This window comes from Pseudomonas sp. LBUM1673, assembly GCF_059695645.1.
In genome coordinates this window covers 724511-737015 of the sequence record NZ_CP166780.1, presented here as the reverse complement: position 1 = coordinate 737015, position 12505 = coordinate 724511, and the positions used below count along the sequence as shown (strand labels likewise).

12 protein-coding genes and 1 pseudogene are annotated in these 12505 nt (G+C 62.1%); 9 read left to right on the top strand and 4 right to left on the bottom strand.

Features of this window, described 5'->3' with window-relative positions; translation table 11 throughout:
* Positions 1-233: 233 nt before the first annotated feature.
* Genes cobJ through cobG form a run of 4 tightly spaced genes read right to left on the bottom strand, consistent with a single transcriptional unit; the run spans position 234 to position 4588 of the window.
* Complete coding sequence (gene cobJ, locus ACA044_RS03290) at positions 234-1937, bottom strand: precorrin-3B C(17)-methyltransferase (protein ID WP_497445138.1); 1704 nt, start codon at positions 1935-1937, stop codon at positions 234-236.
* Entirely contained in the window at positions 1937-2668 is a 732-nt protein-coding gene (locus ACA044_RS03285) for a precorrin-2 C(20)-methyltransferase (RefSeq protein ID WP_497447156.1), read from the bottom strand. The genes cobJ and ACA044_RS03285 overlap by 1 nt, the downstream gene beginning before the upstream one ends.
* Positions 2668-3294 (bottom strand): precorrin-8X methylmutase, encoded by a 627-nt coding sequence (locus ACA044_RS03280; protein ID WP_007937188.1) that lies wholly within the window; start codon positions 3292-3294, stop codon positions 2668-2670. The genes ACA044_RS03285 and ACA044_RS03280 overlap by 1 nt, the downstream gene beginning before the upstream one ends.
* On the bottom strand, positions 3287-4588 hold the full coding sequence (gene cobG / locus ACA044_RS03275) for a precorrin-3B synthase (RefSeq protein WP_497445137.1): 1302 nt from the start codon (positions 4586-4588) through the stop codon (positions 3287-3289). Before cobG ends, ACA044_RS03280 begins: the two co-directional genes overlap by 8 nt.
* Positions 4589-4732: 144 nt before the next feature.
* On the opposite strand from cobG, the gene cbiE reads away from it, so the two are divergent.
* The 9 genes and pseudogenes from cbiE (at position 4733) to ACA044_RS03230 (ending at position 12417) form a co-directional block, all read left to right on the top strand.
* Entirely contained in the window at positions 4733-5944 is a 1212-nt protein-coding gene (gene cbiE / locus ACA044_RS03270; RefSeq protein ID WP_497445136.1) for a precorrin-6y C5,15-methyltransferase (decarboxylating) subunit CbiE, read from the top strand.
* Entirely contained in the window at positions 5937-7034 is a 1098-nt protein-coding gene (locus ACA044_RS03265) for a cobalt-precorrin-5B (C(1))-methyltransferase (protein WP_497445135.1), read from the top strand. Before cbiE ends, ACA044_RS03265 begins: the two co-directional genes overlap by 8 nt.
* Positions 7031-7756 carry a cobalt-precorrin-6A reductase gene (locus ACA044_RS03260; RefSeq protein WP_497445134.1) on the top strand — a complete coding sequence of 242 codons (726 nt, stop codon included), beginning with the start codon at positions 7031-7033 and terminating at the stop codon, positions 7754-7756. Before ACA044_RS03265 ends, ACA044_RS03260 begins: the two co-directional genes overlap by 4 nt.
* Positions 7757-7812: 56 nt before the next feature.
* Positions 7813-8149 (top strand): annotated as a pseudogene (locus ACA044_RS03255) (type II toxin-antitoxin system RelE/ParE family toxin).
* A gap of 4 nt (positions 8150-8153) precedes the next feature.
* Entirely contained in the window at positions 8154-8477 is a 324-nt protein-coding gene (locus ACA044_RS03250) for a helix-turn-helix domain-containing transcriptional regulator (RefSeq protein ID WP_030128266.1), read from the top strand.
* 115 nt (positions 8478-8592) lie between these two features.
* Positions 8593-8991 (top strand): DUF2946 domain-containing protein, encoded by a 399-nt coding sequence (locus ACA044_RS03245; protein ID WP_497445133.1) that lies wholly within the window; start codon positions 8593-8595, stop codon positions 8989-8991.
* 48 nt (positions 8992-9039) lie between these two features.
* Positions 9040-9519: a copper chaperone PCu(A)C gene (locus ACA044_RS03240; RefSeq protein ID WP_497445132.1), complete on the top strand. Its 480-nt coding sequence runs from the start codon at positions 9040-9042 to the stop codon at positions 9517-9519.
* A 21-nt stretch (positions 9520-9540) separates the two neighbouring features.
* The gene (locus tag ACA044_RS03235) at positions 9541-10020 is read left to right on the top strand and encodes a DUF2946 domain-containing protein (RefSeq protein WP_497445131.1); all 480 of its coding nucleotides are present in this window, start codon (positions 9541-9543) and stop codon (positions 10018-10020) included.
* A gap of 279 nt (positions 10021-10299) precedes the next feature.
* Positions 10300-12417, top strand: a complete 2118-nt coding sequence (locus ACA044_RS03230; RefSeq protein ID WP_497445130.1) for a TonB-dependent copper receptor — start codon at positions 10300-10302, stop codon at positions 12415-12417.
* Positions 12418-12505 lie beyond the last annotated feature (88 nt).

The following is a 12505-nucleotide window of genomic DNA, read 5'->3' as shown; positions in this document are numbered from 1 at the left end:
AGAAATTCAAATAATGTCAAAAGAAACATCGAAAAACACTCAATCCAGCCAGCCGAATTCACCAGCGACAAAGTCGTTTACTGGAATAAGCGACCTATAAACGCACAAGGCCGCGAACCCAATGGTTCGCGGCCTTGTTTTTGACCCAGACATTTAAAGCCGACAGTGTTAACTAAAGCTCACAAATAATCGAAGTTGCTTACAACTCCCCTCTGCGGCGAAAAGAAACGCTGTCAGGAAACAGGCTTTTCTCCGTACCAGCGTGGCGTGTATACCCATTCGCCGCCCCCGGCGCGGGGGAAGGTGCAGGTGGTGGACGAGCCGATCAGCACCATGGTGCGCATGTCCACCTGATCCGGGGTCAACGCACCCAGCGTGGTGGTACGCAGGGTCTGGCCTGGCCGGCCGATATCCCGTCCGAGCACCACCGGCGTTTCAGGGGTGCGGTGCTGCGCGACGATTTCCAGTGCGCGTCCCAGTTGCCAGGGACGGGCGCGGGAGATCGGGTTGTAGAACGCCAGCGCCAGATCCGCTTGCGCAGCCAGATCCAGACGCTTCTCGATGATCGACCACGGCTTGAGGTTGTCCGACAGCGACATCACGCAAAAATCATGGCCCAACGGCGCACCGGCCTGAGCCGCAGTGGCCAGTGAGGCGGACACGCCCGGCAGTATCTCCAGATCGACGTTGTGCCAGGCCGGATCGCTCGACTCGTGCAACGCCTCAAGCACCGCTGCCGCCATGGCGAACACACCCGGGTCGCCGGACGACACCACGATCACCGAACGACCTTGCGCCGCCAGTTCAAAGGCGTGGCGGGCACGCTGCATTTCTTCGCGGTTGTCAGTGCAATGCAGTACCTGATCGGAGCGGAAGGGACCGGCCATGCGCACGTAGGTTTCGTAACCCAGAACGTCGGTGGCCCGCGCCAGTTCGGACTTCACGGCAGGCACCATCAGTTCGGCCGCGCCCGGTCCGAGACCGATCACCGCCAGACGCCCGCGCGGGCGGCCGATCTGTGTCACGTCCAATGGCTGTGCGGCGACGGCGATGGCCAGGCACTGCGCCACCGCAATGATCGTTGCATCAGGCACCGCGCTGCGCGCCAACTCACCGCCATCGGCTGCCGCCGCAACGAAGCGCAGTGGCACACCGAGCTCCAGCGCCGCTTCACGCAATGCCGCACTGGCTATCAAATCATCAGCCGCCACCAGGCACGCCAACGCTTGCACTGCCACTTTCGCCTGCTGCAATGCCGCGCGAACCCTGTTCGGTAGATCCGCCACTTCGGCACTCACCGCCACCGCGACGCTGCGCGGATAAATCAGCAGTTCGTTGGCGCTCGCCTCACGCTCGGCACTGCCGACATGGATCGAACGCTGCGCCTGCGGATCTTCCGGCAGTTGCGCCTGATCCAGCCACGGCGCCCCCCCTTCGATACGCACGCTGTGCCCGGCGAGCAGGTCGGAGACGAAACGCTTGCCCAGCTCCAGATCGCCCAAGGCATAACCGCTGGGCGGATTGAGCAGGCAGGTGCCAAAGCGCAATTCACCACTGGTGGTGATCGCCGCAGCGACCTGCAACCCGGCAGCGATCTCCCGCGCCATGCCATTCACCCCGCCGAGGCCGCCAAGCAGCGGCACCACCGCACTGCCGTCTTCAGCCACCGCCAGAACCGGCGGCTCGGCACCTTTTTCCAGCAGCAACGGCGCCAGGGTACGAATCACAATCCCCGCCGCGCAGAGGGCGATGATCGGCGTGTCCTGTTGATACAGCTCGCGCAGGGTCGCGCCGAACTCGTGATAGACACGGTCCGCGCCTTCCACCCGTTCGGCCAATCCATGGATCAGTGCGCCGGGGTATAGCTGCGCAATCTTGCGTGCGGTGGCGAGGCTGCCATTGCCGAGAATGACAATCGCTGGAGCGCAATGGGCCATCAGCCTTGCCACCTTTCACCGGGAACGATGATCAACGAGAAATACGGCGAAGACATCGGCTCGACCTGATCCAGCGGCACGATTTTCTGATTGGCCATGGTCGCGCGCTCGACGTACAGCGCACGCCCCGCCAGACCCAGCTCTTCGAGCACCTGACGGACCTTGGGGAAGTTGCGCCCCAGTTTCATGATCACCGCCGCATCGGCATCGGCCAGTCGCCGCTTGAGGTCTTCGTGGGGCAGCACACCCGACAACACCGACAGGCTCTGATTGCGATACACCAGCGGTGCACCGAGTACCGACGCACCGCCGAGCATCGAGCAGACACCCGGCACCACTTCGGCTTCATAACGCTCGGCCAGACGATCGTGCAGGTACATGTAGGAGCCGTAGAAGAACGGATCGCCTTCGCAGATCACCGCCACGTCACGGCCAGCGTCTAGATGCGCGGCGAGTTGTTCGCCGGCGGCGTCATAGAAATCGCTGATCACTTGTTCGTACGACAACGGCGCCGGCAGCGCTTCGGTGGTCACCGGGTAAACCAGCGGCAACAGGGTTTGTGCGTCCTGCAGATGCGCTTCGATGATGCCGAAGGCGTTGCCCTTCTTACCCTTGGCGACGAAGTACGCCACCACCGGCGATTCGCGCAGAAGGCGCAAGGCTTTGACGGTAATCAGTTCCGGATCACCGGGGCCGACGCCCAGGCCAATCAAACGTCCAGGTTGCTGCATCATTCGATCTCCGTGGCGAGGGCGTTGACGGCGGCGGCGGCCATGGCACTACCGCCCAGCCGGCCTTGCATGATGACGAAAGGCACACCACGGCTGTCTGCCGCGAGCATCGCCTTGGATTCGGCGGCGCCGACGAAGCCCACCGGGAAGCCGAGGATCAGCGCTGGTTTCGGCGCGCCGGCGTCGAGCATTTCCAGCAGATAAAACAGTGCGGTCGGCGCATTGCCGATCACCACCACGCTGCCTTCCAGGTGCGGGCGCCACAGTTCCAGCGCGGCGGCGGAACGGGTATTGCCCAACTCGCGGGCAAGCTCCGGGACGCTGTCATCGCGCAGGGTGCAAATCACCGGATTGTTGGCGGGCAAACGCGCGCGGGTCACGCCTTCGCTGACCATCCGTGCGTCGCACAGAATCGGCGCGCCAGCGGCTAACGCATCACGCCCGGCCTTGCCTGCGCCTTCGGAGAATTGCAGACCGTCGATAGCCTCGACCATGCCGCAGGCGTGGATCACCCGCACCGCGAGTTTCTCCAGATCGGCCGGAATGCGCGCAAGGTTGGCCTCGGCACGAATGATCGCGAAGGAGTTGCGATAGATCTCCTGACCGTCGCGGATGTAATCAAGCATCAAGGGAACTCCGTGAGCGGGCGTCGAGCAAGGCTGCGACCGCTTCAATAGTAAGGTTGCATGCGTGCAGGGCGCCGAAACCCGGCTGCCCCGCATCGCGAAAATAGAGATCGTAATGACCGGGGGCGACGGCCAGTAACGTGACCGGCGCCACATGGGCGGCGGCGCAGGAACGCTGGCAACCGGACACATGCACCGTGTGATCGTGACGTTGCAACAGCGCGGCCAATTGCACGGCGTCGCTTTTGGTATCGGCCAGGCCTTTGCCGCAGCCGCTGGAACCGGTGCAGGCGATCAACCGTGACAAGGGCTGATCGGCCTCACACAGCAGGCCCAGTTGTTCCAGACGCCGAATAACGTCGGGCGCCTGCTGTTTTCGAACATTGGGCAGCAACAGACTCTGCCATGGAGTGAAACGCAGACTCCCGTCGCCGAACTCGTCCGCCAATTGCGCCGCACCTCTGAGCGTGGTGGGGTCGAGCCGTCCCAAAGGAGGTACGGCACCGACATAAACGTATTCGGCTTGCGCCTGTGAATGAGCGCCGATGTGCAGAGCGTCCGGGGCCAACGAACGCTGCCAATCGGTGATCCACTTCAAGGGCACACGTTCGGCCAGGCGAGCGAGAAGTTCTGCGAGCGGGTATTCGGCCAGCAAATGACGCATCCGCGTTTGATCGGGACGTGCCAAATCAAGAAACAACTCCAGCACCGCAACCACCAGCGCGTGCCCTTGCTCAAGTGACACCGCGCCTGCGGGCCTGTCTGTGGGGCAACCCGCCAGGCCGAACGCCAGCAACCGCTCGCCATCTCGCTCAGCAGCGGACAACCACAGATCATGGGGGTGTTCGAGCATCGCCAACGCTTCGCCGCCATCGAGCTGCACGGCAAACTTGGCGCTGAGTTCGTGAAAGCGCTCATGGCTTTGCAGGCTGGTGAGGATCTGTTCCGCCAGCGCACGCGTGTCGAAAAGCATGTGCCGATCAATCCCCGCGGCCGGGCTGAGCATCAGATTGCGCACATCGTCGCCCGCTGCGGTACGCGGGCCCAATCCTGCGGCGAGCAGGCTGCCAATCAGTGCCGTCTGTTCGCTGCCAATTCCGCGAATCTGCAGGTTGGCGCGGTTGGTCGCCTCTATCACGCCCCCGGCAAACCGTTCGGCCGCACTGGCCACCGCTTCAGCCTGGGCGGCGCTGATCGAGCCGCCGTTCAATTTGATCCGACAGATGCCGCCATCCAGTGCCGGGACGATACGCAGCAACCCCGGGCAGGCCGAGGGGCGTAAGGCGGTGGACATCGGGCGTTCGTTCAAAGGGGCGACCGGCTGTGTGGGAAAGGCGCTTCGCGGGCGAAGGCGCGGTATTATGCCTGCTTTGTCCGACGGCATGAAAAGCCTGCCCGTCGGAACAGTCCGTTTGAGGACTTTTTTTGAGGACGGCAGATGTCACCCTGGCTGACAGTAGTAGGTATCGGTGAAGACGGCTTCAAGGGCCTGGGCAAAAACGCCCGTCACGCCCTGCTGGGCGCTTCGCGGATCATTGGCGGTCAGCGGCAACTGGATCTGTTGCCGGTGTGCATTCGCGGCGAGCGGCAATTGTGGCCAAGTCCGTTTTCCCTTGAACCATTGCTGGCACTGCGTGGCGAGCCGGTTTGTGTGCTGGCCAGCGGCGATCCGATGTTCTTTGGCGTCGGCGCCAGCCTGGCGCGGCAACTGCCCGGCGCGGAAATGCTGATCCTGCCTGCCCCGTCTTCCGTGTCACTGGCGGCCGCTCGCCTGGGCTGGCCGTTGCAGGATGTGGTGACCCTGTCGGTGGTCGCCCGCCCTGTCGCCGCGCTCAACGCCCATGTGTTCAGTGGTGTGCGCTTGCTGGTGTTGAGCAACGACGGCCAGAGTCCGGCGGCCATCGCGGCGTTGCTGCGTGAGAGCGGTTTCGGGCCGAGTCGCCTCACCGTGCTGGAGCACTTGGGCAGCGAAGCTGAACGACGCATCGAGGGTGTCGCCAACGATTGGAGCGAGCCGGTGATCGCCGACCTGAACCTGATCGCCATCGAATGCATCGCTGAACCGAACACCCCACGCCTGTCCCGCCTCGCCGGGTTGCCAGACTCTGCCTTCAAGCATGACGGCCAATTGACCAAGCGCGACGTACGCGCCATCACCCTTGCACGCCTCGCCCCGGTCCCCGGCGAACTGCTGTGGGATGTCGGCGCTGGCAGCGGTTCGATCGGCATCGAATGGATGCGCGCTCACCCGAGTTGCCGGGCGCTGGCCATCGAAGCGGATGAAGGGCGGCAGTTGTTGATCGAACACAACCGCGATGCCTTGGGCGTCCCCGGTCTGCAATTGATTCGCGGCAAGGCACCGCAAGCCTTAAATGGGCTGGAACGTCCGGACGCGATTTTCATCGGCGGTGGCATCACCCGCGAGGGCGTGCTCGACACTTGCTGGGTGCAACTCAAACCCGGCGGCAGACTGATCGCCAATGCCGTCACCCTGCAAAGCGAAGTGACGCTGATGGCCTGGCGCGAACGGCATGGCGGTGAACTGACCCGCATTCACGTCGCTCAGGCGCAACCGTTGGGCGAGTTCGACACCTGGCGTCAGGCGCTGCCGATTACCTTGCTGGACGTGACGAAACCCCTCGATGCGTGACGAAACCGCCGAACAACCCGCACCACTGCGCAGCGGCCTGACCACCGGCAGCTGCGCCACCGCCACCAGCCTAGCAGCAGCACGCCTGCTGCTCAGTGGCGTCGAAGCGGACGCCGTCGAGATCATTCTGCCCAAAGGCAAACGGGTGCAAATGCGCCTGGAGTTCTGTCGGCTGATGGACGACGGCGCCGAAGCCGGGACGATCAAGGACGCCGGTGACGACCCGGACGTGACCCACGGTGCCCTGCTCTTTTCCCAGGTGCGCTTGCACAGTGAGCCGGGTATTCGCTTCAGTGCCGGCCGTGGCGTGGGCACCGTCACCCGGCCCGGGCTGGTGCTTAACGTCGGCGAACCGGCGATCAACCCGGTGCCGCGCAAAATGATCTGCGAGCACCTGACGCTGCTGGCCGAGGAGCTGGATTACCAGGGCGGCTTCGAGGTCACGGTGAACGTCGAGGACGGCGAAGCCCTGGCGCTGAAAACCATGAACCCACGGCTGGGGATTCTCGGCGGCTTGTCGATCCTCGGCACCAGCGGCATCGTCCGGCCGTTTTCCTGCGCCGCCTACATCGCCTCGATCCACCAGGGCATCGACGTCGCCAAAACCAACGGTTACCTGCACATCGCCGCGTGCACCGGCAATGCCAGCGAAGACACCATGCGCCGCGTCTACGACTTGCCGGAAATCGCCCTGATCGAAATGGGCGACTTCGTCGGCGCAGTGCTCAAGCACCTGCGCAAAGTGCCTGTGGATAAACTCAGCCTTTGCGGCGGCTTCGGCAAAATCAGCAAACTGGCGGCCGGGCACATGGATTTGCACAGTCGGCATTCAAGCATCGACCTGCCGCAACTGGCCGAATGGGCGGCGGCGGTCGGCGCGGATGAGGGGTTGCAACAGGCGATCCGCGACGCCAATACCAGTCAGCAGGCGTTGGCCATGGCCAGCGCCGCCGGGATCGCTCTTGGCGATGCGGTGTGCCAGCACGCTCTGGACTTTGCCCGTAGCGTGGTGCCGGCGCAGGTTCAGGTCGAAGTATTCGCCATCGATCGCCAGGGCGGGATCGTCGGCCATGCGGGAGTTTTTCAATGAAGCGCGTGTTACTGCTTGGCGGTGTGACTGAAGCGTTGGCCATCGCCCGGACCTTGGGGCCGGAACACATCTACAGCCTGGCCGGCGTCGGTCGCGTGCCGACGGATCTGAACTGCCAGGTTCGGGTTGGCGGCTATGGCGGCGCTGAAGGTCTGGCGCAATTCATTCGGGACGAAGGCATTGACCTGCTGCTGGATGCGACCCACCCCTACGCGGCGCAAATCAGCCAGAACGCCGCCACCGCCGCGAAGTTGAGCGGCATTGCGTGCTGGGCTTTACGGCGTCCGGCCTGGCAACCACAAGCCGGGGATGACTGGCGCGAAGTCAGCGACTGGGCCGAACTGATCGAAGCGCTTAAACCCTTCCGCCGACCGCTGTTCACCCTCGGTCGCGAACCGCTGCAGCACCTGCACGAAATCCCGCCGGAGCAATTCTGGACATTGCGTGCGCTGGACGTTTATCCGGGCAACGAACGCTGCGAAGTGATCGGCGCGCGTGGGCCGTTTCTGATCGAGGATGAACGTGAATTGTTCGAACGTCGGCAGATCGACGTGCTGATCAGCAAGAACAGCGGCAGCACCGCCACCGAACCGAAACTGGAAGTGGCACGGGAACGTGGAGTGCCGGTGCTGGTGTTGAAGCGGCCGGTGTTGCCGGGGGTTGAGCGGGAGTTTCTGACGCTTGAAGAAACACTTGTTGCATTGGCGACCTTCACTCCGTAAGGCAGGATCATTGGCTTGCATGAACAGTAACCTATTTGTTACCTTCAAGGCCGCCTGTGATCACACTCGAAGAATACTTGCAAGAAAACGAAACAAGCCCGTTCGGACGTTGGTTCTCAACCTTGAGCCCACAGGCAGCTCTCAAGGTATCCAACGCTATGGTTCGATTGGAATTGGGCAACAACCTCCAACATCAAGTGGTTCGACGGCCTCGGTGAATACCGAATCAATTGGGGACCTGGCTATAGAATCTATTTGGTGCAAGAGGGAAAGCGCCTGATCATCCTGTTCGGCGGTGGCGATAAGTCCACTCAAAAAACCGACATAAAACAGGCAAAAACACTAATAGCCGAATTTCGAACTCGAAAAAAAGCTGAACGGAACCGGAGGTAACTTCATGGCTCTCACCCGAAGCTACAAACACACCATTGCCGAACGTGCCAAGCGTGATCCTGAGTTCGCGCAGGCATTACTGGATGAGGCTGCTACTTTGTTTCTCAATGGTGAGCCGGAAATGGCCAGGATCATATTGCGCGACCTCGTCAACGCTACCGTCGGCTTCGAAGAACTGGCGAAGGAAACGGCAAAACCCAGCAAAAGTCTCCATCGAATGCTATCTGCCAAGGGCAACCCAAGCATGGATAACCTCGCCGCAATATTCGCGGTTATTCGAGCTACGCTAGGGGTAGATATGCAAGTACATGCCGTACCTGCACACTGACAGCTGCAAATCAGCAGTTTTACTGCGACACCACACCGCACGCAGTCTTTTTACTTATCGCCCCTGATCAGGCTAAATAGCCGCGCCTGATCGCCCACTCAACCGGATCTGTCCCATGTCCCGACAACGGCTCGCATTTGCCTGGATCGCCTGCTTTGCAGTGCTGTTCAACATGCTCGCCATGCCGATGTCCGGAGCGATGGCGCAGACAGCGAAATCGCCTGCCGAACAATTGCTATGGGGCAGCTTCTGCTCTTCCAGCGGTACGAAGCTGGTGGCGATTTCCCTGGGCGATATCGAGCAGAAAGCCCCACAGAACGACGAACATTCCAACATGCAGCATTGCTGGTGCTGTTCGGGCTCCGCACCATTGGTGGCGTTGCCGGGGCATGCTCCACAGTTGTATTTCGCGCGTTTCGACGCCAATCGCAGCCTGCCGCCCGCCACCCTCGACACACTAACACCGCGTCAGCAATGGCCCAGTCTCAACCCCCGCGCGTCCCCTCTGGTGTGATTCCTTCTCGCAATTGACCTGCGTTTTGAATCGTTCTGGAGAACTGCCATGTTGAACAAACTCATCGTTCTGGCTGTATTGCTGCTGCCTGCCTGTTTTGCCAATACCCATGAATACAAGGCTGGCGAGCTTGAGATCGCCCATCCATGGTCGCAAGAGCTGCCGCCCAATGCGCCAACCGTCGCGGCGTATTTCGTGATTCACAACAGCGGCAAAACTGCCGACCGACTGCTGAGCGTCGACTCGCCGATTTCCGGCAAGGCTGAATTGCACGAGCACGTTAAGCAAAACGATCTGATGAAAATGCAGCAAGTGCCCAGCGTCGAGATTCCGGCTGGCGGCGAAGTCACCTTCGCACCGATGGCCTATCACGTGATGCTGCTGGAATTGAAAGACCGCAGCCTGTTGAGCGATGGCAAGCGCTTCCCGCTGACGATGCACTTCGAGAAGTCCGGCGATGTGACAGTCGATATCACGGTGCAGAAAAAGGCGCCGGACGGCATGCAAGAGCACATGCACGCCCAGTAATCGTCCAAGCTGAATACGCCCATGCGTCCGCTTAGCGCCAGATCATCCGAGCCCCGCCGTCAGTCATTGAGCCTGACCCGCGGCAGCTGGATCAGCCTGTTCGCCATGCTGATGATCTTTATCGGCCCGCTGATTTCTCAGTCGATGCCGATGGATTCGCGCGCGGCTGTTTCTACAAACATGGCTACAAGCATGTCCATGAACATGTCGATGGACATGTCGATGGACATGAGCACGGACTCGGCGATGGAGCACGCCGACCACGGCGCACAACCCGCCGCCGGGTACTGCCCGCCCAAAGCAGACCATCACGCACTCTGGGAAAAATGCGGCTATTGCAGCCTGCTGTTCAATTGCCCGGCGCTCACTGGCGGTCAGTCCTTCGTCGCCTTCGGCAGTCCCCAGACAACCACCTTCACCACGCCCGCCACCCGCCTGGGCCACGCCCGGCAAACCTTCTTCCCCGGTGCCCGCACCCGCGCCCCGCCCATCGTCGCGTAAACACCCACCCGCGCGCTCACACGGTCCGCAAGACAGCCAAAGCAACCTGTGAGAGCGAGCTTGTGTGGTGAGAGGACTTGCCCCGTTGGGTCGCGAAGCGGCCCCAAAACCTGCAATCGCCGTGTATCAGGTACACCGCGTGCAACGTTTTACGACTGCTACGCAGCCGAACGGGGCGATGCGGCGTTCCGACAAGCCCCCTCGCCACACAAGCTCGTTCCCACAGGGATTGCGTCGGCTGCCGGCCGTGTCGTTTACGACTGTTCGATGGAAATTGTCATGTCCAGGTTTTCTGCTGACACACGTTTGGGTGCTGCCCAGGCTTCTTTTGCCCTGAACGAACCTCGCGTTCGTTTCAGGCATGCCACCGCCGCCCTTTGCGGCTTATTGCTGACACCGATGGTGCTGGCCGATGAACACGCCGGCCACACCGAAGAACTGACCCCGACGGTGATCACCGCCATCGCGCCGAGTTCGCCGCTGACCATCGTCACCAACCCCAAGGACTCGCGCCAACCGATGTCGGCCAGCGACGGTGGCGATTATCTGAAAACCATCCCCGGCTTCGCGCTGGTACGCAACGGCGGCACTGACGGCGATCCGGTACTGCGCGGCATGTTCGGCTCGCGACTCAATATCCTCACCAACGGTAGCATGATGCTCGGCGCCTGCCCCGGCCGCATGGACGCGCCGACCTCATATATATCACCGCAAACCTACGACAAACTCACCGTCATCAAAGGCCCGCAAACCGTGCTCTGGGGCCCCGGCGCATCGGCCGGCACCATCCTGTTCGACCGGGAGCCGGAAAGCTTCGGCGAACTCGGCACCCGGGTGAACGCCAGCGTGCTGGCCGGTTCCAACGGGCGCTTCGACAAAGTAGTGGACGCCGCTGCCGGCGGGCCGCGGGGTTACGTGCGAGTGATCGGCAACACCGTGCATTCCGACGACTACAAGGACGGCAACAACGACACCGTGCCCTCGCGCTATGACAAGTGGAACGGCGACGTCGCTGTCGGCTGGACCCCGAGCGCCGACACCCTGCTGGAACTGACCGCCGGAAAGGGCGACGGCGAAGCCCGTTCCGCCGGGCGTGGCATGGACGGTTCGCAGTTCCTGCGCGAAAGCCTGGGTCTGCGTTTCGAGCAGTCGAACATCGGTGAGGTGCTGGATAAGGTCGAGGCGCAGGTCTACTACAACTACGCCGACCATGTGATGGACAACTACACCCTGCGCACGCCGTCCGGCACTGGGATGATGGCCGGCCCCATGGGCTCCAACGTCGACCGCCGGACCCTCGGCGCGCGGATCAAAGCCACTTGGCGCTGGGCCGATGTGCAACTGATCAGTGGCCTGGATGCGCAAACCAACGAACACCGCCAACGCAGCGCCATGGGCGTCGACGCCTACAAGGATGTGCCACGCAACAAGGACGCCGACTTCCACAACTACGGCGTGTTCAGCGAACTGACCTGGTACGCCGCCGACCGTGATCGGCTGATCACCGGTGCACGACTGGATCGCGCGTCGGCCAAGGATTATCGGCAGACCATCGGCTCCGGGATGATGGCCCGCCCAAACCCGACGGCCGACGACACCCGCGCCGACACCTTGCCCAGCGGTTTCGTCCGTTACGAGCATGACCTGGCCGACAGCCCGACCACCTTGTATGCAGGCCTCGGTCATGCCCAGCGTTTCCCGGATTACTGGGAGCTGTTTTCGCCCAACGCAGGCCCCGCAGGCTCGGTGAATGCCTTCGACTCAATCAAACCGGAGAAAACCACCCAGCTCGACTTCGGCCTGCAATACAAGACCGAAGACCTCGAAGCCTGGGTCTCGGGTTACGTCGGCCAAGTGCGCGACTACATCCTGTTCAACTACACGCCGGGGATGATGGGCATGACCTCGCAAGCCGAAAACATCGACGCGCGAATCATGGGCGGCGAACTCGGTGCGGCCTACAAACTGACTGCCCACTGGAAAGCCGATGCGACCCTGGCCTACGCCTGGGGCAAGAACGGCAGCGACGGCAGCGCCCTGCCGCAGATGCCGCCGCTGGATGCGCGTTTCGGCCTGACCTACAGCGAAGACAACTGGAGCGCCGGCGCCTTGTGGCGGGTGGTTGCGGCGCAAAACCGCATCGACCAGAACAAGGGCAACGTGGTCGGCAAAGACTTCGACACGAGCTCTGGGTTCGGCGTGTTCGCGCTCAATGGCGCGTATCGGATCAACAAAAACTGGAAGGTCAGCAGTGGCGTCGACAATTTGTTCGGCAAGGCTTACGCCGAACATTTGAACCTGGCGGGCAACGCCGGTTTCGGCTTCCCGGCCAATGATCCGCAAGCCATCAACGAACCGGGGCGCACGCTCTGGACCAAGGTTGATATGAGCTTCTAAAAGCATCGCGAGCAGGCTCGCTCCCACATGGACGGTGTTGAACCTGTGGGAGCGAGCCTGCTCGCGATCGGTTGCGCAGCAACCGCAA

Coding starts and splice junctions, on each gene's coding strand:
- ACA044_RS03250 (WP_030128266.1), top strand. CDS start 8,154: ATGGCTCTCACCCGAAGCTACAAACACACCATTGCCGAACGTGCCAAG.
- ACA044_RS03230 (WP_497445130.1), top strand. CDS start 10,300: ATGTCCAGGTTTTCTGCTGACACACGTTTGGGTGCTGCCCAGGCTTCT.
- ACA044_RS03245 (WP_497445133.1), top strand. CDS start 8,593: ATGTCCCGACAACGGCTCGCATTTGCCTGGATCGCCTGCTTTGCAGTG.
- cobJ (WP_497445138.1), bottom strand. CDS start 1,937: ATGGCCCATTGCGCTCCAGCGATTGTCATTCTCGGCAATGGCAGCCTC.
- ACA044_RS03285 (WP_497447156.1), bottom strand. CDS start 2,668: ATGCAGCAACCTGGACGTTTGATTGGCCTGGGCGTCGGCCCCGGTGAT.
- ACA044_RS03260 (WP_497445134.1), top strand. CDS start 7,031: ATGAAGCGCGTGTTACTGCTTGGCGGTGTGACTGAAGCGTTGGCCATC.
- ACA044_RS03265 (WP_497445135.1), top strand. CDS start 5,937: ATGCGTGACGAAACCGCCGAACAACCCGCACCACTGCGCAGCGGCCTG.
- ACA044_RS03235 (WP_497445131.1), top strand. CDS start 9,541: ATGCGTCCGCTTAGCGCCAGATCATCCGAGCCCCGCCGTCAGTCATTG.
- cobG (WP_497445137.1), bottom strand. CDS start 4,588: ATGTCCACCGCCTTACGCCCCTCGGCCTGCCCGGGGTTGCTGCGTATC.
- ACA044_RS03240 (WP_497445132.1), top strand. CDS start 9,040: ATGTTGAACAAACTCATCGTTCTGGCTGTATTGCTGCTGCCTGCCTGT.
- ACA044_RS03280 (WP_007937188.1), bottom strand. CDS start 3,294: ATGCTTGATTACATCCGCGACGGTCAGGAGATCTATCGCAACTCCTTC.
- cbiE (WP_497445136.1), top strand. CDS start 4,733: ATGTCACCCTGGCTGACAGTAGTAGGTATCGGTGAAGACGGCTTCAAG.